General features: G+C 65.6%; 17 protein-coding genes. 12 read left to right on the forward strand and 5 right to left on the reverse strand.

Going from position 1 to position 20,702, the window contains the following annotated elements; translation table 11 throughout:
• The first annotated feature begins 167 nt into the window (after nt 1–167).
• The 4 genes from CHB84_RS15400 to CHB84_RS15420 all read left to right on the forward strand — a co-directional run bounded on the left by CHB84_RS15400 (nt 168) and on the right by CHB84_RS15420 (nt 9,853).
• A complete protein-coding gene (locus tag CHB84_RS15400) occupies nt 168–725 on the forward strand; it encodes a hypothetical protein (protein WP_089302309.1) in 558 nt (185 codons plus the stop codon).
• 35 nt (nt 726–760) lie between these two features.
• Nucleotides 761–1,951, forward strand: a complete 1,191-nt coding sequence (locus tag CHB84_RS22975; protein ID WP_176439982.1) for a hypothetical protein — start codon at nt 761–763, stop codon at nt 1,949–1,951.
• Between the two features lie 384 nt (nt 1,952–2,335).
• Nucleotides 2,336–5,848 (forward strand): DNA-directed RNA polymerase subunit beta, encoded by a 3,513-nt coding sequence (gene rpoB, locus CHB84_RS15415; protein WP_089302312.1) that lies wholly within the window; start codon nt 2,336–2,338, stop codon nt 5,846–5,848.
• Nucleotides 5,849–5,941: 93 nt separating this feature from the next.
• A complete protein-coding gene (locus CHB84_RS15420; protein ID WP_089302313.1) occupies nt 5,942–9,853 on the forward strand; it encodes a DNA-directed RNA polymerase subunit beta' in 3,912 nt (1,303 codons plus the stop codon).
• A gap of 118 nt (nt 9,854–9,971) precedes the next feature.
• On the opposite strand, the gene CHB84_RS15425 is transcribed toward CHB84_RS15420, so the two are convergent.
• The 5 genes from CHB84_RS15425 to CHB84_RS15445 form a co-directional block, all read right to left on the reverse strand.
• Nucleotides 9,972–10,376, reverse strand: coding sequence for an SsgA family sporulation/cell division regulator (locus CHB84_RS15425; RefSeq protein ID WP_089302314.1), 405 nt, complete (start codon nt 10,374–10,376; stop codon nt 9,972–9,974).
• A 181-nt stretch (nt 10,377–10,557) separates the two neighbouring features.
• Nucleotides 10,558–11,406: a hypothetical protein gene (locus CHB84_RS15430; RefSeq protein ID WP_089302315.1), complete on the reverse strand. Its 849-nt coding sequence runs from the start codon at nt 11,404–11,406 to the stop codon at nt 10,558–10,560.
• A gap of 69 nt (nt 11,407–11,475) precedes the next feature.
• Nucleotides 11,476–12,573: a WXG100 family type VII secretion target gene (locus CHB84_RS15435; RefSeq protein WP_141134707.1), complete on the reverse strand. Its 1,098-nt coding sequence runs from the start codon at nt 12,571–12,573 to the stop codon at nt 11,476–11,478.
• Nucleotides 12,574–12,602: 29 nt separating this feature from the next.
• Nucleotides 12,603–12,956, reverse strand: a complete 354-nt coding sequence (locus CHB84_RS15440) for a type VII secretion target (RefSeq protein ID WP_089302317.1) — start codon at nt 12,954–12,956, stop codon at nt 12,603–12,605.
• A complete protein-coding gene (locus CHB84_RS15445; protein WP_089302318.1) occupies nt 12,953–13,543 on the reverse strand; it encodes a YbaB/EbfC family nucleoid-associated protein in 591 nt (196 codons plus the stop codon). The genes CHB84_RS15440 and CHB84_RS15445 overlap by 4 nt, the downstream gene beginning before the upstream one ends.
• Nucleotides 13,544–13,967: 424 nt before the next feature.
• Here CHB84_RS15445 and rpsL point away from each other — a divergent pair, with 424 nt between their 5' ends.
• From rpsL to rplW, 8 genes are all read left to right on the forward strand, one after another.
• Nucleotides 13,968–14,342, forward strand: coding sequence for a 30S ribosomal protein S12 (rpsL, locus tag CHB84_RS15450; RefSeq protein WP_089302319.1), 375 nt, complete (start codon nt 13,968–13,970; stop codon nt 14,340–14,342).
• A complete protein-coding gene (rpsG, locus tag CHB84_RS15455) occupies nt 14,342–14,812 on the forward strand; it encodes a 30S ribosomal protein S7 (RefSeq protein WP_089302320.1) in 471 nt (156 codons plus the stop codon). The genes rpsL and rpsG overlap by 1 nt, the downstream gene beginning before the upstream one ends.
• Before the next feature lie 61 nt (nt 14,813–14,873).
• Nucleotides 14,874–16,976, forward strand: coding sequence for an elongation factor G (fusA, locus tag CHB84_RS15460; protein WP_089302321.1), 2,103 nt, complete (start codon nt 14,874–14,876; stop codon nt 16,974–16,976).
• Between the two features lie 127 nt (nt 16,977–17,103).
• A complete protein-coding gene (gene tuf / locus CHB84_RS15465; RefSeq protein WP_089302322.1) occupies nt 17,104–18,297 on the forward strand; it encodes an elongation factor Tu in 1,194 nt (397 codons plus the stop codon).
• Between the two features lie 421 nt (nt 18,298–18,718).
• Nucleotides 18,719–19,024 carry a 30S ribosomal protein S10 gene (gene rpsJ / locus CHB84_RS15470; RefSeq protein WP_089302323.1) on the forward strand — a complete coding sequence of 102 codons (306 nt, stop codon included), beginning with the start codon at nt 18,719–18,721 and terminating at the stop codon, nt 19,022–19,024.
• 30 nt (nt 19,025–19,054) lie between these two features.
• Nucleotides 19,055–19,711, forward strand: a complete 657-nt coding sequence (gene rplC, locus CHB84_RS15475; protein WP_089302324.1) for a 50S ribosomal protein L3 — start codon at nt 19,055–19,057, stop codon at nt 19,709–19,711.
• Nucleotides 19,708–20,379 (forward strand): 50S ribosomal protein L4, encoded by a 672-nt coding sequence (gene rplD, locus CHB84_RS15480; protein ID WP_089302325.1) that lies wholly within the window; start codon nt 19,708–19,710, stop codon nt 20,377–20,379. Before rplC ends, rplD begins: the two co-directional genes overlap by 4 nt.
• On the forward strand, nt 20,376–20,684 hold the full coding sequence (gene rplW / locus CHB84_RS15485; RefSeq protein WP_089302326.1) for a 50S ribosomal protein L23: 309 nt from the start codon (nt 20,376–20,378) through the stop codon (nt 20,682–20,684). The genes rplD and rplW overlap by 4 nt, the downstream gene beginning before the upstream one ends.
• Nucleotides 20,685–20,702: the final 18 nt, after the last annotated feature.

Genomic DNA, 20,702 nt, shown 5'->3' on the forward strand with positions numbered 1-20,702 from the left:
GGAAATATCACATCGATTGCCTACCCTGGAGTAGGAATGACCCGTTCAGCCGAATCACACCGTTCGCGGTACGTGCGTGCTGCGCGGGCCGTTCTCGCACCAGGGGAACTTTCCACCCGTACCGATCCGCACCCGCGGCCGAGCCGATACACGATGAGGGCTGGACAGTGACGAAGTCGGGACCGACTGGCCTGCTGACGGTCAGGAACGCGTTTGTCGCGGCGCTGGCGTTCTTCGCCGTGGCATTCGTCGCCGCGGCCGTACTCGGCGTGCTGTGGTGGACGTCGGCCTCGGGGGAGGACGCGACCATCGCGGAGCAGCGAGACGAGGTCATCGAGGCCGCGGACCGGGCGGCTCGTGCCTACACGGAGTTCGACCACGAGAACCCGGACGAGTTCCGGGACAACCAGATCGCGGTTTCCACCGAGGAGATGCGCGAACAGATCGAGCTGAGCTGGGAGAACTTGCGTGATTTCGTCGCGGAGAGCGAGCAGTCGGCGAGTACGACCGTCTTCGACATCGCTGTGGACGAGCTGGATGTCCAGGAGGGTAGTGCCGGGGTCCTCGCCGCGCTCGGCGTCGACGTGACCCAGGGCGAGGAGAGCGTATCCAAGAGGATTCGCGTGCAGCTGCACATGGAGCGGGTCGACACGGACGGGGACGAGGCGTGGAAGCTGGCCGGTATCGACCAGGTACCCGTCGTCCCGCCCGGCGAAGGTGAATGACCACTCCCCGACAGATGTGAGGATTCGGAGTTCGCGTGCCAACACCCAATCGACGGCGCCCGGGTTCATCGGGACAGCCGAACCGCCGCCGGCGAGTCGCCGGGCATGCGCGGCCGGGTACGGAGGAGGAGCAGCGGCCGTCACCGAGCCCGCGTCCGCGCCCCGCAGACGACGACACCCCGGCCGAGCAGCCACAGGACGCCGAGTCGGCCGCTGATTCAGCCACTGAATCCATCACCGGCGAGGCAGGCGGACCGGCCGAGCAGGTGGGGACGGCCGTGCCGGAGACCGGGTCGGCCGAACCCGAGCCGGCGGGATCCGACACCGCGCAGCTCGGCGAAGGCTCTATCGCCGATCGGCCCGAGGCCGGTGCGCAGCCGAGTGCGCAAGCGAGCACCGGGGCCGGGGGCGCAGCCGTCGCCGGCGAGGTCGAGCGGTCCGGAACCGCGGACGCCGCGGACGCCGCGGACGCCGCGGACGCCTCTGAGGGTGCCGGCGCGGCGGACGAGGACGTCCCGGCGCGGTCGGACGGTGACGCCGGCAGCGACGGGGACGGATCCGGAGGAACCGCGCGGCGTGGACCGTCTGCCAAGGCTCTGACGGTCGTGCTGACTGTCGCTGGGGTCGCACTGGCCGGCCTGGCCGGTTTCTTCGGCTACCAGTACAGCCAGGTCAGCGGCGCCACGTCCAACAAGGCGCTGGTCGACGCCTCTGCCACGGCGAAGGTGAAGGAGGACATCGGCTCGGCCGTCGAGCGGGTGCTCTCCTACGACCACGCGGCTATCGAGGAGACCGAGCAGGCCGCTGACGAGCTACTGATCACCGACGATGTGCGGGAGACGTACAACGATCTCTACAGCGAGGTCAAACGCATCGCACCGGAACAGGAGATGGTGCTCGAGACCCGGGTGAGCCGGTCAGCCGTGATCGAGCTCGATGACGACCGGGCGCGCCTGCTCGTGTTCGTCGACCAGTCCGCGAACCGGGAGGGCCAGGAGGAAGGCAACGTGGGCGGCAGTCAGCTCGCCGTCACCGCCCAGCGCCAGGACGGCCAGTGGAAGATCGCTCAGCTCGACACCTACACCGACCAGGACAGTGACATCGGCCGGCCCGGTTCCGGCGACGAGCAGGACACCGAGGGCGAGCAGGGCAGCGGCGACGAGCAGGACACCGAGGGCGAGCAGGGGGACGGCGACGAGCAGGACACCGGCGAGCAGGGTAACTGAGCGGTGCGCCGGGCGGTGACGCGAGGATGAACACGTACGCCGCACCGCCACCCCACTTGACTCCGAGGCCCGCGCGCGTCACGCTTGGTGGAGCACGGTCGGACGGGCCGTCGACGATCGGGTGTGTCGGTCGTGACGAGCAGCTGAGCGGCTGCGGTGTGAGTTGGGACCCCGCTGGGTGGAGCTGGGCGCGTCCCCTCGACAGCCGCGCTGTGGACGGCTAGACTGACCTTTTGCGCTGCCCGCTTTCATGCTGCGCTGAGCCGGGCGTTACGATGGTGGGCACCACCGCACCCTTGGCAGTTCGCGTAACGGAGTTGCCATGACCCTATGGCACCGTGACGTGGCTGTTCAACCGCTCATTTGTCCCCGGAAGGACGCATCTTGGCAGTCTCTCCCGCGAACCAGGCTACAACTGCGAGCACATCTGCTGTCACTTCATCGGGAATCCCAGGAGCGCCCCCTCGGGTCTCCTTCGCGAAGATTCGTGAACCTCTGGCGACTCCTGACCTGCTCGACCTGCAGCTCAGATCGTTCGAATGGTTCACAGGTGACGAGGCGTGGTTCGAGCGCGCCGTCAACGAGGGCGACGACAACCCGGTCGGCGGCCTCGAGGAGGTCCTGAGCGAGATCTCTCCGATCGAGGACTTCTCCGGCGCCATGTCGCTGTCCTTCTCCGATCCGCGCTTCGACGAGGTCAAGGCCTCCGTCGAGGAGTGCAAGGACAAGGACATGACGTACGCGGCTCCGCTGTTCGTCACCGCCGAGTTCGTCAACAACAACACCGGTGAGATCAAGTCCCAGACGGTCTTCATGGGCGACTTCCCCGTGATGACCGACAAGGGCGCGTTCATCATCAACGGCACCGAGCGGGTCGTGGTCTCGCAGCTGGTGCGCTCGCCGGGCGTGTACTTCGACCAGTCGATCGACAAGGCCTCGGACAAGGACGTCTACAGCGTCAAGGTGATCCCGAGCCGGGGCGCGTGGCTCGAGTTCGACGTCGACAAGCGGGACACCGTCGGCGTGCGCATCGACAGGAAGCGCCGGCAGCCGGTGACCGTGCTGCTGAAGGCACTGGGGTGGAGCGCGGAGGCCATTCGTGAGCGCTTCTCCTTCTCCGAGACGTTGCTGACGACGCTGGAGAAGGACCACACGGCAGGCACCGACGAGGCGCTGCTGGACATCTACCGCAAGCTGCGTCCTGGTGAGCCGCCGACCAAGGAGAGCGCCCAGACGCTGCTGGAGAACCTGTTCTTCAAGAACAAGCGCTACGACCTGGCACGCGTCGGCCGCTACAAGATGAACAAGAAGCTCGGGCTGTCGTTGCCGTACGAGGGTGGCACGCTGACCGAGGACGACATCATCACCACCATCGAGTACCTGGTGCGCCTGCACGCGGGCGAGACCGAGATGCCTGCGGGAGGTGCCCCGGGGCCCGAGGACGGCAGGACCGTCCCGGTGGAGACCGACGACATCGACCACTTCGGTAACCGGCGACTCCGTACCGTGGGGGAGCTGGTGCAGAACCAGATCCGGGTGGGGCTCTCCCGGATGGAGCGGGTTGTCCGGGAGCGGATGACCACCCAGGACGTCGAGGCGATCACCCCGCAGACCCTGATCAACATCCGGCCGGTCGTGGCGGCGATCAAGGAGTTCTTCGGGACCTCCCAGCTGTCCCAGTTCATGGACCAGGGCAACCCCATCGCCGGGCTGACGCACAAGCGTCGCCTCTCCGCGCTCGGACCCGGGGGGCTCTCCAGGGAGCGGGCGGGCATGGAGGTCCGCGACGTGCACCCCTCGCACTACGGGCGGATGTGCCCGATCGAGACGCCGGAAGGCCCGAACATCGGCCTGATCGGCTCGCTGTGCTCCTACGCGCGGGTCAACCCGTTCGGTTTCATCGAGACCCCGTACCGGAAGGTCGTCGACGGTCAGGTCACCGACCAGGTCGACTACCTGACCGCGGACGAGGAAGACCGTTTCGTCAAAGCCCAGGCCAACGCGCCGATCGACGAGAACGGCAACTTCACCGACGAGTCCGTCCTCGTGCGTAAGAAGGGTGGCGAGGTCGAGCTGGTCGCGCCCTCGGGCGTCGACTACATGGACGTCTCGCCACGGCAGATGGTCTCGGTCGCGACCGGCATGATCCCCTTCCTCGAGCACGACGACGCCAACCGCGCACTGATGGGCGCGAACATGCAGCGGCAGGCGGTGCCGCTGCTGCGGAACACCTCGCCGCTCGTGGGTACCGGTGTGGAGCTTCGTGCCGCGGTCGACGCCGGCGACGTGCTGCTCGCCGAGCAGGCCGGCATCGTGGAGGAGGTATCGGCGGACCTGATCACCGTCATGCACGACGACGGGAGCCGCAAGTCCTACGGGCTGTACAAGTACCGCAGGTCCAACCAGGGCACGTGCATCAACCACAAGCCGATCGCGCACGAGGGTCAGCGTGTGGAGGTCGGCCAGGTCATCGCCGACGGTTCCTCGACAGAGAACGGCGAGATGGCCCTCGGTAAGAACCTGCTGTGCGCGATCATGCCGTGGGAGGGGCACAACTACGAGGACGCCATCGTCATCTCCCAGCGGCTCGTCCAGGATGACGTGATGACCTCGATCCACATCGAGGAGCACGAGGTCGACGCCCGGGACACCAAGCTCGGTGCCGAGGAGATCACGCGGGACATCCCGAACGTCTCCGAGGACGTCCTCGCCGACCTCGACGAGCGCGGCATCGTCCGGATCGGTGCGGAGGTGCGCGACGGCGACATCCTCGTCGGGAAGGTCACGCCCAAGGGTGAGACCGAGCTGACTCCGGAGGAGCGCCTGCTCCGGGCCATCTTCGGGGAGAAGGCGCGCGAGGTGCGAGACACCTCGCTGAAGGTCCCGCACGGGGAGACCGGCAAGGTCATCGGCATCCGCATGTTCTCCCGTGACGAGGACGACGAGCTACCCGCGGGCGTCAACGAGCTCGTCCGCGTCTACGTCGCGAAGAAGAGCAAGATCCAGGACGGTGACAAGCTGGCCGGCAGGCACGGCAACAAGGGCGTGATCGGCAAGATCCTGCCTGAGGAGGACATGCCGTTCCTCGAGGACGGCACGCCGGTGGACATGGTGCTCAACACGCACGGTGTGCCACGACGCATGAACATCGGGCAGGTCCTCGAGATGCACCTCGGATGGCTGGCCTCCCAGGGATGGAAGGTCGAGGGGACCCCGGAGTGGGCGAAGGACCTCCCGGAGGACCTCTACGAGGTCGAGCCCGGCACGAACACCGCGACGCCGGTCTTCGACGGTGCCAAGGAGCACGAGATCACCGGGCTGCTGGAGAGCACGAACCCGAACCGGGACGGTGAGCGCCTCGTCGGTGGAGACGGTAAGGCCACGCTGTTCGACGGCAGGTCGGGCGAGCCGTACCCGTACAAGGTCGCTGTCGGGTACATGTACACGCTCAAGCTCTCCCACATGATCGACGACAAGATCCACGCACGGTCGACCGGGCCGTACTCGATGATCACCCAGCAGCCGCTCGGCGGTAAGGCACAGTTCGGTGGTCAGCGGTTCGGTGAGATGGAGTGCTGGGCGATGCAGGCCTACGGCGCGGCCTACACGCTGCAGGAGCTGCTCACGATCAAGTCGGACGACGTTGTCGGCCGCGTCAAGGTGTACGAGGCGGTCGTCAAGGGGGACAACATCCCCGAGCCGGGGATCCCCGAGTCGTTCAAGGTGTTGCTCAAGGAGCTGCAGTCGCTGTGTCTCAACGTCGAGGTGCTGTCCACCGACGGCGGCGCGATCGAGATGCGCGACTCGGATGACGAGGATCTGGAACGCGCCGCGGCCAATCTCGGCATCAACCTGTCCCGCAACGAGTCGCCCTCCGTGGACGACGTCGTGCACTGACCTCGCCCGCTCGGGCGGTTCGCGTAGAACCGCCCGAGCGAGCCGATCGGCCCCACTACTCAGCCGAACGACCAAAAGGGGAGAAGAACCGACGTGCTGGACGTCAATTTCTTCGATGAGCTCCGCATCGGCCTGGCCACAGCTGACGACATCCGCCAGTGGTCCTTTGGCGAGGTGAAGAAGCCGGAGACGATCAACTACCGCACGCTCAAGCCGGAGAAGGACGGGCTCTTCTGCGAGAAGATCTTCGGTCCGACCAGGGACTGGGAGTGCTACTGCGGTAAGTACAAGCGGGTGCGCTTCAAGGGCATCATCTGTGAGCGGTGCGGTGTCGAGGTCACCCGCGCCAAGGTCCGCCGTGAGCGGATGGGCCACATCGAGCTCGCCGCGCCCGTGACGCACATCTGGTACTTCAAGGGTGTTCCGTCCCGGCTCGGGTACCTTCTCGACCTCGCGCCGAAGGATCTCGAGAAGATCATTTACTTCGCCGCGTACGTGGTCACCAGCGTCAACGAGGAGCTGCGGCACAACGACCTTCCGACGCTGGAGAACGAGATCGCCGCCGAGCGCAAGTCGATCGAGTCCAAGCGGGACGCCGACATCGAGGCGCGTGCCCAGAAGCTCGAGTCGGACCTCGCCGAGCTCGAGTCGGAAGGCGCCAAGTCGGATACGCGCAGGAAGGTCAAGGAAGGCGGAGAGCGCGAGATGCGCCAGATCCGCGAGCAGGCCACGCGCGATCTGGACCGCCTCGAAGAGGTGTGGAACACCTTCACCAAGCTCGAGCCGCGGCAGATGATCTCGGACGAGACCCTCTACCGCGAGCTCTACGACCGTTACGGCGAGTACTTCACCGGCGGCATGGGCGCCGAGGCGATCCAGAAGCTTGCCGCCGAGTTCGATGTCGATGCCGAGGCCGAGTCGCTGCGCGAGGTCATCCGCAACGGCAAGGGGCAGCGCAAGCTCCGTGCGCTCAAGCGCCTGAAGGTGGTCTCGGCGTTCCAGGCCACCAACAACGACCCGCGTGGCATGGTGCTCGACGCGGTTCCGGTGATCCCGCCGGACCTGCGTCCGATGGTGCAACTCGACGGTGGCCGGTTCGCCACCTCCGACCTCAACGACCTGTACCGGCGAGTGATCAACAGGAACAACCGCCTCAAGCGTCTGATGGACCTCGGTGCACCCGAGATTATCGTCAACAACGAGAAGCGGATGCTCCAGGAGGCTGTCGACGCGCTGTTCGACAACGGGCGTCGCGGCCGGCCGGTCACCGGTCCGGGTAACCGGCCGCTCAAGTCGCTGTCCGACCTGTTGAAGGGGAAGCAAGGCCGGTTCAGGCAGAACCTGCTCGGCAAGCGTGTCGACTACTCGGGCCGGTCCGTCATCATCGTCGGTCCGCAGCTGAAGCTGCACCAGTGCGGGCTGCCCAAGCAGATGGCGCTGGAGCTGTTCAAGCCGTTCGTGATGAAGCGCCTTGTGGATCTCAACCACGCGCAGAACATCAAGTCCGCCAAGCGGATGGTCGAGCGATCCCGCGCCCAGGTCTGGGACGTCCTCGAAGAGGTCATCACCGAGCACCCCGTGCTGCTCAACCGGGCGCCCACGCTGCACAGGCTGGGCATTCAGGCGTTCGAGCCGCAGCTGGTCGAGGGCAAGGCCATCCAGCTGCACCCGCTGGTGTGCGAGGCGTTCAACGCCGACTTCGACGGTGACCAGATGGCGGTGCACCTGCCGCTGTCCGCGGAGGCACAGGCCGAGGCGCGGGTGCTGATGCTGTCGGCGAACAACATCCTGTCGCCGGCCTCCGGGCGGCCGCTGGCCATGCCTCGGCTGGACATGGTCACCGGCCTGTACCACCTGACACGGCAGGACGACAACGCCGAGGGTGCCGGTCTGACCTTCTCCTCGACAGCCGAGGCGATCATGGCCTTCGACAGGGGCATGATCGGTCTGCAGGCGCCGGTCAAGATCCGGATCTATGACCGTGAGCCGCCGAAGGGCGAGGAGGAGGCCTACCGCGAACAGGGTCGCGAGCCGGGTGAGCCGTGGCTGGCGGACACGACACTCGGCAGGGTCCTGTTCAACGAGCTGCTTCCACCCGACTACTCGTTCGTCAACGAGGCGTTGCCGAAGAAGAGCCAGGCATCGATCGTCAACGATCTCGCCGAGCGCTACCCGATGACGTACGTGGCGCAGATCCTCGACAAGCTCAAGGACGCCGGGTTCTACTGGGCCACCCGTTCCGGCGTGACGGTGTCCATCTCCGATGTCATCGTTCCGGAGGAGAAGTCGCGGCTGCTCGAGGAGTACGAGGAAACGGCGGCCAAGGTGGAGAAGCGCTACCAGCGCGGCCAGCTCTCGTATGCCGAGCGCAACGCCGAGCTCGTCAAGGTGTGGGCAAGGGCCACCGAGGATGTGGCCGAGGCGATGGAGGCCAGCTTCCCGGACGACAACTCGATCGCGATGATCGTGCGTTCCGGTGCAGGCGGGAACATGACCCAGGTTCGCTCGCTGGCTGGTATGCGTGGTCTGGTGTCCAACCCCACGGGTGAGTACATCCCACGCCCGATCAAGGCGAACTTCCGTGAGGGTCTGTCGGTGGCGGAGTACTTCATCTCCACGCACGGTGCTCGCAAGGGTCTCGCCGACACGGCGCTGCGTACTGCCGACTCGGGTTACCTGACGCGGCGCCTGGTCGACGTCTCCCAGGACGTCATCGTGCGCGAGCGCGACTGTGGCACCAGCCGCGGCATCCTCATGACCATCGCGGAGAAGACCGCCGACGGCTCGTTGCAGCGACCGGAGCACGTCGAGGCCAGCGTGTACGCCAGGACGCTTGCCGAGGACGCCACCGATGCCGACGGCAACGTCGCCGTCAACCGCGGTGACGACCTCGGCGACCCGGCTATCGAGAAGCTGACCTCCTTGGGGGTCACCAAGGTGCGGGTGCGTAGCGTCCTGACCTGCGAGTCGGGCACCGGCGTCTGCGCGATGTGTTACGGGCGCTCGATGGCTACCGGCAAGCTCGTCGATGTCGGTGAAGCCGTCGGTATCGTCGCGGCGCAGTCCATCGGTGAGCCCGGTACGCAGCTGACCATGCGTACCTTCCACCAGGGTGGTGTCGCCGGTGACGACATCACGACGGGTCTGCCGCGTGTGCAGGAGCTGTTCGAGGCCCGGATGCCGAAGGGCAAGGCGCCGATCGCGGACGTCGACGGGCGTATCCGGGTGGAAGAGAGCGAACGGTACTGGAAGATCACGCTGATCCCGGACGACGGCAGCGACGAGATCGTGATGGACAAGCTGTCCAGACGTCAGCGACTGGCCATCACCCCGGACGGGCCGCTCGGCGACGGCGATCATGTCGCGGTCGGCCAGCAGCTGCTGGAGGGTACGCCCGATCCGCACGAGGTGCTGCGCGTCATGGGCCCGCGGCAGGCGCAGATCCACCTCGTCGACGAGGTGCAGAAGGTGTACCGCGCGCAGGGTGTGTCTATCCACGACAAGCACATCGAGGTCGTCGTCCGGCAGATGCTGCGCCGTGTCACGGTCATCGACTCCGGTGCGACGGACTTCCTGCCGGGTGAACTGCCCGAACGGACCAAGTTCGAGGCGGTCAACCGCCAGGCTGTGGCCGAGGGCGGTGACCCGGCCTCGGGTCGACCGGTGCTGATGGGTATCACGAAGGCGTCACTGACCACGGATTCGTGGTTGTCGGCGGCCTCCTTCCAGGAGACCACTCGCGTGCTCACCGATGCCGCGATCAACGGCAGGTCGGACGCGCTGGTCGGGCTCAAGGAGAACGTGATCATCGGTAAGTTGATCCCGGCCGGTACCGGCATCAACCGGTACCGCAACATCCAGGTGCAGCCGACGGAGGAGGCCAGGGTCGCGGCATACGCGATCCCGTCCTACGACGACGGGTACTACACGCCCGACGTGTTCGGTACGGGTACCGGTGTGGCCGTGCCACTCGACGACTACGACTTCGGACGAGACTTCCGGTAGGCGCGCCTACAGGCCGGTCTCAACCGGAACCCGGATGACACGAAGGCCCGGGGACGCCCCCGCGTCCCCGGGCCTTTTCCCGTGTCGTGCCTGGCGCGTCCGAAGCCGTGTACCCGGCTCAGACGTCGGCGATCTCCTCGATCAGCTTGTCGACATCGAAGTACTGCTCCTCGGCACCTGCCGGAACCTCCTCGAGAGTGACCTCGAGGAACTCTTCCGCTTCCCGCCGGTCCAGGAACCAGGACGCCCGTCCCTGGTCGGACTCGATCTGCAGCAGCAGGAGACGCTCGTCACCGTCGTCGAAGGGGATGAAACGGACGTCACCGATGCCGGCCGGGCCGGCCACGCCTGCCATCAACAGGTCCCGTGCGAAGACCCACTCGACCCACTGATCCACGCCCGTCTGGAACGCCACGGTGATGGAGAACGGTTCCTCCGGGTGGTACGACCAGCGGGAGAGCACCGGCGTGTGCTCGCTGTGCAGGTTGATGAATCGGTCGTTGCGCGCTGCGTTGGCGTACATGTCGCCCTCCTCCTGGTCATCGTGAGCCGGTGTGGGGGCCGGCGCCGATGGGCTTGACACCGGGGAGATGGCGACGGTCGCGACTCATGACGCGATACTCCGCATCGTCAGCCGATGCGGTGTATCGGCCATCACACCCGTAACGGCGCAGCGCAGCGCGCGATAGAGGCGAGCGGCGCGACTACTGGGTCAGGCGGTGCCTGTTCCACACGTCCTGCGGGATCATCTGCCCGAAGCGGATGAGGCGGTCGATGGTGTCGCGGATGTCGGTGTCGTACATGTGTGCCTTGTCCTGGGTCCACAGCGCGCCGCCCTCGAAGACGACCATGCGCTTGTGGAACCACTTGTCGCTGGTCATAGCGTGGACGACGGGTTGCGACAGGACAGCGCCCGCGAACGCCGGTTCGGCGGTCAGTACCTGGAACAGCTCGTCGAACCGAGCGTCGCCTACGGTGTACTCCTCGAGGTCCTCGTCACTCACAAAGTGCATACTCGTCGGGTGGTTTCGGCGGAAGTTGCGCATCCGGCGCTGGATGCACAGCGTCGGTACCGATGGTGTCCGGACCTGCACCATGTGTCGTTCATAGATGATTCGCCGCGACGTATCCCCGCGACTGATTTGGGGAACCTGCATGGTCTCGCCGCGTTTCGTGTTTTCGACGCCGACATGCCCCGGGTCGTAGATGTTCCATCGGTCGATTGTTTCGCCGGTTCGCGAGTCCTTGAAGTTCCAGTTGAGCGTGTAGTCGATCACGAGGACGGTGTGCCCGTGGTAACTGGCCTCGATCACGCGGTCGAAATCGCCGTGAATGCGCGGGACGCCACCGACCCCGGTGATGGTTCTGGGGCGCACGCCGAAGCTCGGGGGATTGCTGAGGTCGTTGGATCGTTCGACGGCCGAGAGTTGCCGTGCCAGGTCGGCGACCTTCCGGTCGCGCTTTTTCTTCGCGAAGGGAATCGCGACCAGGGCGAGTACGACGAGTAATCCGATACCGGCCAGGAGGATATTGCCGAGGGTGTCCGGGTGCATGATTTCCCTTCGAATAGATCCCGCCGCGGACGGGCGATGTCGATGGGACGGGACGGCGGTCGGGTCCCGCTAGACGTCCAGGTTCTGACGGGTCCCGGTGTGCGACGGTTGCTCTTCGGGAATGTCCGGGGAACCGTCCTGGGCTTGTGCGACGTGGTGATCGGCGAACGACGGGGCCATCTCGAGTGGGGCGGCTCCCGGGTCGAAGCCTGTCCGCTGCTGGACGTACGCGCTTCCACCCGCGAAAACGGCCTCACCCACGGACGAGCCGACGGAACTGCCTGCGTTCCCGCCGAGTGCCTTGCCGAGCATGCCGCCACCGGTGCCCAGCAGCCTCTTGATCTTGTCGAAGAACGCGGAGACCTTCCTCAACAGGTCGACGAGACGTTGTACCGTGCGCCCCACTCGTGAGGAGGTGATCGCCGCCCTGGTCGCGGTGACGGCCTGGGCCGCAGCGATGGAAGAGCCCAGGCTGGCCACGCTCGAAGCCAGTGCGGGAACCCACGTCATGATCAACCATCCGACGAAGTCGGAGATCAGCGACTTGACGGCTTCCTCAACGGCCTCCATGACCATTGCGGATGCTTCGAGCATCTCGGCGACGTGGCCCGAGTGTGCCGCGATCCCGCTGATTCCGTCGGCGAAATCGGCCAGCTGGTCGCGCGCCGCGTCCGCAGCCTCGCCGTTCCATCCGGCCAGCGACGTGTCTGCGACCTCGACGAAGTTCTCGCTCATCTGTTGCAGGCCTTCGCCGATACTCACGAAGTTCCCTGCTGCGGTCTCGAGGGCGGGCGCGTCCCCCGTCACCGTGTCCAGGGCGTCTTGCAACGGCGTGATGAGCTCGAGCAAGAAATCGAGCCCGTTGCCGGCCAGCCAGCCCGCTGGATTGGTGACCATGCTCGTGACCGTGTCGGAGCATTCGGCTACGAAGCTGCCCGCGTCGGTCAGGACATCGCCGGCCTCGAGGGCCACCTCGCCGACACCGGGCTCGTTCTCACCCCCGTTGAGAAGGCCCGCGACACTCTGCCCGGCACCGAACGTGTCTCCGGCGAGGCCGACGGCACTGCCTGCTACGGGTACCTCGCCGATACCACCGGCTACGTCGATCGCCGGGCTGTCATCCGACTCGATATCGATGTCCGAGGCAACGTCCTCGACGTCAGCCATGATTCCTACCTCCGTGACGATCTGGACGGTCAAGCTCTCCGGATGCCGGGCGGTGGTGGGCACGTGTCGAGGGCGTCGAGTACGTCCTGCATGACTCGCACGGCCTCGTCCTCGCGTTCCTGGTATGCCTCGGCAGTGGCCGCGAACTTCTCGGCCGCCGTCTGTGCCCCGTCCATCAACGCCTGCATCTGCTCCTGGAGCTGATGCAGTGCCTGCGTGTACGAGTCCTTCGTGAAGATGCCGACCACGCCCCACGACTCATCCCCGACGTCGGCCTGCGCGACCAGGTCCTTGATCTGGGCGGCCTGGTCCGAGTACTGGCCGACGTCCTCCGAGTACTTCTTGATGACGTCCGGGTCCACCCGGAATCCCGCTGCGCTCATCGCCGATCCTCCTCGTCGTTCAACAGGCTGCGCAGGAACGCGTCCCCGGCGGACCCGCCCCGCTCGGACTCCGGCACCGTGCTCTCGGCGCTACCGGCGAACGACCTCCGGCCGACGTCCTCGTCGTCGAGTTCCGGCTGCCGTGCCGCACTGCCGCGAGAGCCCGTTGTCGGGCTGTCCCCCATCTGGGACCGCAGATCCTCCTTGCTGGTTCCGAGCGCCTGCGACTGGGCGTCGAGCAGCTGGTCCGCGGACCCGAACGGGGCACTCGAGGCCATGTGCGCGGCAACGATCCCGGCCTCCTCGCGCGCGGACTCGGCTACCGCCTGCTGCAAGGTGGCCATGATGGTGGCGGCGAGCGAGGCAGGCTGTTGCCGCATCGCCTCGTTACTGAGCTTCAGGTCCGTGACCGAGCCACCCGGACCCGCGGTGACGGTCACGGAACGATCCGGAGCCGTCGCGCTCACCTCGAGCGAGCGGACCTCTTCCTGCATCTCGTCGACGGTCGAGAACGTGCTGTCGAGCTGCTGGATCTTGGACTTGAACTTGTCGAACTCCGCGACGAGCCGGTCGAACTCTGCTGACACCAAAGCCCCCACGTGGTTTGTTGACGTACGTGCCGGAGGGTGACCCCCAGCCGTTCCCGGACGCACCTCATGGTGCCGCATCATCGCCGACCGTGGGGTAGGGTTCGGCTACTTTTGGTGGTCACCGCGAGGTTGGTATGATCGTGACGCGCGGTGCTTGGTACGAAGTGCCCCCCGATGTGACCCCCTCATATGAGGGTAGGTATCTTTGACGTCTGTGCCCGGCGCTGTCGGGCCACTCCGTATGCCCGCTGGGCGCGCTCAGCCGTTCACAGGTGATCGTCTGGCGCGACACGGAGACCCCCTCGGATACCTCGAGCAAGTCGTATTCGACGTTCGGCCTACGAGCGGCCGACACGCCCGACCTCGGGGACCGAGGCCAAGGCGAGAAGCAATGACGTGAACGAAAGAGAAAGCTGGTCCATTGCCCACCATCCAGCAGCTGGTCCGCAAGGGCCGCAACGACAAGGCTGCGAAGCTGAAGACCGCAGCGCTCAAGGGAAGCCCACAGCGTCGGGGTGTATGCACCCGTGTCTACACCACGACCCCTAAGAAGCCGAACTCGGCGCTGCGGAAGGTCGCACGTGTGAGGTTGACCAGTGGCATCGAGGTCACGGCTTACATCCCTGGCGAGGGCCACAACCTGCAGGAGCACTCCATGGTGCTCGTGCGTGGTGGTCGAGTGAAGGATCTTCCCGGCGTTCGCTACAAGATCGTCCGCGGTTCGCTGGACACCCAGGGTGTGAAGAACCGCAAGCAGGCGCGCAGCCGGTACGGCGCAAAGAAGGAGAAGAGCTGATGCCCCGCAAGGGTCCGGCCCCGAAGCGGCCGGTGATCTCCGATCCCGTCTACAGTTCCCCGCTGGTGAGCCAGCTGGTCAACAAGGTGTTGCGAGACGGCAAGCGCTCACTCGCGGAGCGCATCGTGTACGGGGCGCTCGAGGGCGCCCGGGAGAAGACCGGAACCGACCCGGTCATCACGCTCAAGCGGGCGTTGGACAACGTGAAGCCGACCCTCGAGGTGCGCAGCCGCCGGGTCGGTGGCGCCACCTACCAGGTTCCGGTGGAGGTGCGCGCCGGGCGTTCGACCACGCTCGCGCTCCGTTGGATCGTGCGCTACTCCAAGCAGCGCAGGGAGAAGACGATGAGCGAGCGCCTGCAGAACGAGCTGCTCGACGCGAGCAACGGCCTCGGGGCCAGCGTGAAGCGCCGCGAGGACACGCACAAGATGGCCGAATCGAACAAGGCATTCGCCCACTACCGTTGGTGACCGCCGTTCCCGACCGGGCACACACCGGTCGGGATTCACGCTGAAGACAGGGGAAACTCTCGTGGCACGCGACGTGCTGACCGACCTCAACAAGGTCCGGAACATCGGCATCATGGCGCATATCGATGCCGGCAAGACCACAACCACCGAGCGGATCCTGTTCTACACCGGGATCAACTACAAGATCGGCGAGGTGCACGACGGCGCCGCGACGATGGACTGGATGGAAGAGGAGCAGAGCAGGGGCATCACCATCACCTCTGCGGCTACCACGACCTTCTGGGGTGACTACCAGGTCAACATCATCGATACGCCGGGGCACGTCGACTTCACCGTCGAGGTGGAGCGCTCGCTGCGGGTGTTGGACGGCGCCGTCGCGGTGTTCGACGGTAAGGAAGGCGTGGAGCCCCAGTCCGAGCAGGTCTGGCGCCAGGCGGACAAGTACGAGGTACCGCGGGTTTGCTTCATCAACAAAATGGACAAGCTGGGCGCGGACTTCTACTTCACCGTCGGCACGATCTCCGACCGCCTCGGCGCGCGCCCGCTGGTGATCCAGCTACCCATCGGCTCGGAGTCCGACTTCGAGGGTGTCGTCGACCTGGTGTCGATGAAGTCCTTCACCTGGCGCGGTGACGTGCAGAAGGGCGAGAAGTACGAGATCGAGGACATCCCCTCCGATCTCGTCGAGACGGCGAACAAGTACCGCGAGCAGCTCGTGGAGGCTGTCGCGGAGACCGACGAGGCCCTGCTGGACAAGTACTTCAGTGGTGGGGAGCTCACCGAGGACGAGATCAAGGCGGGTATCCGCTCGTTGACCGTCAACCGGGAAGCGTTCCCGGTGCTGTGTGGCTCGGCGTTCAAGAACAAGGGCGTGCAGCCCATGCTCGACGCGGTGGTCGATTACCTTCCGTCCCCGCTCGATGTGCCGGCGGTGGAGGGCAAGCTGCCGGACAGCGACACCGGGGTGACACGGAATGCCGACACCACCGAGCCGTTCGCGGCGCTGGCGTTCAAGGTCGCCGCGCACCCGTTCTTCGGCAAACTCACCTACATGCGCGTGTACTCCGGCAAGATCAGCTCCGGCACGCAGGTGTTCAACGCCAGCAGGGGGCGTAAGGAGCGCATCGGCAAGCTCTTCCAGATGCACTCCAACAAGGAGAATCCTGTGGAAGAGGCTCAGGCCGGGCACATCTACGCCGTGCAGGGCCTCAAGGAGACCACCACCGGTGACACGCTGTCGGAGATCGGCAACCCGGTGGTACTCGAGTCCATGACCTTCCCCGAGCCGGTCATCTCGGTCGCGATCGAACCGAAGACTCGCTCGGACCAGGAGAAGCTGTCCACCGCCATTCAGAAGTTGGCGGAAGAGGACCCGACGTTCCGGGTCCACCTGGACGAGGAGACCGGTCAGACGATCGTCTCCGGCATGGGCGAGCTCCACCTCGACGTGCTTGTGCACAGGATGAAGTCCGACTTCAAGGTCGAGGCCAACATCGGTAAGCCGCAGGTTGCTTACCGGGAGACCATCCGGAAGCCGGTCGAAGGGCACGAGTACACGCACAAGAAGCAGACGGGTGGTTCGGGCCAGTTCGCCCGGGTGATCATCAACCTGGACCCGCTCGAGACCTCTGCGGACGGTGCGCTCTACGAGTTCGACAACAAGATCACCGGTGGCCGTGTCCCGAAGGAGTTCATCCCTTCGGTCGACGAGGGTGCTCAGGACGCCATGCAGTACGGCGTGTTGGCCGGCTACCCGCTCGTCGGGGTCAAGGTGACCTTGGTGGACGGTGCATACCACGAGGTCGACTCTTCTGAGATGGCATTCAAGGTCGCTGGTTCGATGGCGCTGAAGGAAGCCGTTCAGAAGGCCAAACCGGTACTGCTGGAACCGCTGATGGCGGTCGAGGTGACGACGCCCGAGGAATACATGGGCGAAGTCATCGGCGATCTGAACTCTCGCCGTGGTCATGTTCAGGCCATGGAGGAGCGTTCGGGAACTCGTGTCGTGAAGGCACTGGCTCCGCTGTCGGAGATGTTCGGGTACGTCGGCGACCTGCGATCGAAGACTCAGGGTCGGGCGAACTACTCGATGCACTTCGATTCCTACGGCGAGGTTCCCAGCAACGTGGCGAAGGAAATCATCGCCAAGGCGACGGGGGAGTAGAACCCCAGAGCCCCGCGGGCGGAGGGGTCCTCCCTAAGGTCCGCACAACACCGACCAGACAGATAGCGCCGGCCGATGTCACGAGTCGACGGCGCGAGCACGAGTACAAGTCCAGGAGGACATTCCAGTGGCGAAGGCGAAGTTCGAGCGGGACAAGCCGCACGTCAACATCGGCACGATCGGTCACGTCGACCACGGCAAGACCACGCTGACCGCGGCGATCACCAAGGTGCTGCACGAGAAGCACCCTGAGCTGAACAAGGTGTCGGCGTTCGAGATGATCGACAACGCGCCTGAGGAGAAGCAGCGCGGTATCACGATCAACATCGCACACGTCGAGTACCAGACGGAGACGCGCCACTACGCGCACGTCGACGCGCCCGGTCACGCCGACTACATCAAGAACATGATCACCGGCGCGGCGCAGATGGACGGGGCGATCCTTGTGGTCGCCGCTTCCGACGGCCCGATGCCGCAGACCAAGGAGCACGTGCTGCTGGCTCGCCAGGTCGGCGTGCCCTACATCGTGGTCGCGCTGAACAAGGCGGACATGGTGGATGACGCCGAGATTCTCGAGCTGGTCGAGCTCGAGGTGCGGGAGCTGCTCAACGAGTACGAGTTCCCGGGCGATGAGGCCCCGGTCATCCAGGTCTCGGCGCTCAAGGCGCTCGAGGGCGAGGAAGAGTGGGCCCAGAAGATCATGGACCTCATGAATGCCGTGGACGAAAACATCCCGGACCCGGTGCGTGCCACGGACAAGCCGTTCCTGATGCCCATCGAGGACGTGTTCACCATTACCGGCCGCGGCACCGTGGTCACGGGTCGTGTCGAGCGTGGCAAGATCAACGTCAACGAAGAGGTCGAGATCGTCGGTATCCGCGACAAGTCGACCAAGACGACGGTCACCGGTGTCGAGATGTTCCGTAAGATCCTCGACTACGGTGAGGCAGGCGACAACGTCGGGCTCCTGCTGCGCGGCATCAAGCGTGAGGACGTCGAGCGTGGGCAGGTCGTCACGAAGACCGGCGCGGTTACGCCGCACACCAACTTCGAGGCCTCGGCCTACATCCTGTCCAAGGACGAGGGTGGCCGGCACACGCCGTTCTTCAACAACTACCGCCCGCAGTTCTACTTCCGTACCACCGACGTCACCGGCGTCGTGAGCCTTCCCGAAGGCACCGAGATGGTCATGCCCGGTGACAACACCGAGATCAGTGTCGAGCTGATCCAGCCGGTCGCCATGGAGGAAGGGCTGCGGTTCGCCATCCGTGAGGGTGGCAGGACCGTCGGCGCAGGCCAGGTCACCAAGATCACCAAGTGACTCACGGGCTGAGGCGGCCGGTGCCGCCTCAGCCCGATCCCGGAACCGGGGGCGGTGACCCCCGGTTCCGGGTGGCAACACTCGATATGCGAAACTATGAGGGTTGCTCGGCACAGGGCGGCCGGTTCGCGGAACGCGGCCGCCTGTGTGTGAGTAACCGTGGGGTCGTCGGCCGCCGTCTTGTGCGAGGCCACGATCCAGGAGTGCTTCCGGATCGGAACACTCCTCACTGACACGACTTACCTGGCACGCCGACGAGTTGTCGCGGTTCTGCGTGTGCGTCAGGCGCGACACGCCCGACCGCGTGGACCGGAGGTCCTCTCGTTGACGTGCGGAAACCAGGCCCCGCGTGCGGAAAGTGTGTGCGCGGGTTCCTGGGGACAGTTAGCGGCACGAGACTGATAAGGAATGAGCTGCCACCATGGCGGGACAGAAGATCCGCATCCGGCTCAAGGCCTATGACCACGAAGCGATCGATACGAGCGCGCGCAAGATCGTCGAGACGGTGACGCGTACCGGTGCGAACGTGGTCGGGCCGGTGCCGCTGCCGACCGAGAAGAACGTCTACTGCGTCATCCGCTCGCCGCACAAGTACAAGGACTCGCGCGAGCACTTCGAGATGCGCACGCACAAGCGTCTGATCGACATCGTCGATCCGACCCCGAAGACGGTCGATGCGCTCATGCGGATCGACCTTCCGGCAAGCGTCGACGTCAACATCCAATAAGCGCAGCGCAGCGGCGGAGATTTGAGACTCATGTCTGACAGGCAAGTGAAGGGCATTCTGGGCACCAAGCTCGGTATGACCCAGCTCTTCGACGAGCGGAACCGGGTCGTCCCGGTGACCGTCGTCAAGGCTGGTCCGAACGTGGTTACCCAGGTGCGGAACAAGGACAACGACGGTTACTCGGCCGTGCAGCTGGCCTTCGGCACCGTTGATCCGCGCAAGGTCAACAAGCCGAAGTCCGGTCATTTCGAGAAGGCAGGCGTGACACCTCGGCGCCACATCGTGGAGCTGCGGACCTCGGACGCGGACAGCTACGAGGTCGGCCAGGAGATCACCGCCGAGCTGTTCGAGGCAGGCTCGACCGTCGACATCACGGGAACCAGCAAGGGCAAAGGGTTCGCGGGCACCATCAAGCGGCACGGGTTCTCGCGGCAGGGAGCCAGCCACGGTACGCAAGCCGTGCACCGCAAGCCGGGCGCCATCGGCGGGGCCGCGACACCTGGTCGCGTGTTCAAGGGCAAGAAGATGCCCGGTCGTATGGGCAACAGCAAGGTCACCACGCAGGGCCTGACCGTGCACGACGTGCGTGCGGACGACGGATTGCTCCTGATCAAGGGTGCCGTTCCGGGCCCGAAGGGTGGACTCGTGTTGGTCAAGTCCGCCGCGAAGGGTGGTGTGCAGGCATGAGCACGATCGAGGTGAAGAGCCCCGCCGGTAAGCCCGACGGCACCGTCGAGCTACCCGACGAGGTCTTCGACGCGCAGGCGAACATCCCGTTGATGCACCAGGTGGTCACAGCTCAGCTGGCGGCCGCGCGGCAGGGCACGCACGACACCAAGACACGCGGCGAGACTCGAGGCGGCGGCAAGAAGCCGTACCGGCAGAAGGGCACCGGCCGCGCACGGCAGGGCTCCACCCGGGCCCCGCAGTTCGTCGGCGGCGGCACCGTGCACGGGCCGACTCCGCGCGACTACAGCCAGCGGACGCCGAAGAAGATGAAGGCGGCGGCGCTCCGTGGCGCACTGTCCGACCGGGCGAGGGCAGGCCAGGTACACGTGATCAGCGAGCTGGTCGGTGGTGAGCAGCCGTCGACCAAGACCGCGAAGGCGGCCATCGCCGCCGTCTCCGAGGCCAAGCGTGTGCTGGTGGTACTCGACCGCACGGACAAGTCCGCCTGGCTGTCCGCGCGGAACCTGCCGTACGTCCACTTGATCACTCCGGACCAGCTCAACACCTATGACGTGCTGGTCAACGACGACGTGATCTTCACAAAGTCCGCGCTCGAGGCCTTCCTGTCCGGTTCCGCATCGGGCAAGACCCGCACGAGCGACGCCGAAGGGAGTGACGAGCAGTGAGCAGCGTGGCGATCCCGGATCATCGCGACGTGCTGATCGCGCCGGTCATCTCCGAGAAGTCCTACGGGCTGCTCGAGGAGAACAAGTACACGTTCCTTGTCCGCCCGGACGCCAACAAGACGCAGATCAAGATCGCGGTCGAGAAGGTCTTCGACGTCAAGGTCGTCGGCGTGAACACGCTCAACCGGCAGGGCAAGCGTAAGCGGACCAGGTTGGGATACGGCAAGCGGAAGGACACCAAGCAAGCCGTGGTGACCCTGTCCGCGGACAGCAAGCCGATCGAGATATTCGGCTCAGCCGTCTAGAGGGTGAGGACTGCGTAG

The organism is Haloechinothrix alba (assembly GCF_900188115.1).
GTDB classification, from domain to species: Bacteria; Actinomycetota; Actinomycetes; order Mycobacteriales; family Pseudonocardiaceae; genus Haloechinothrix; species Haloechinothrix alba.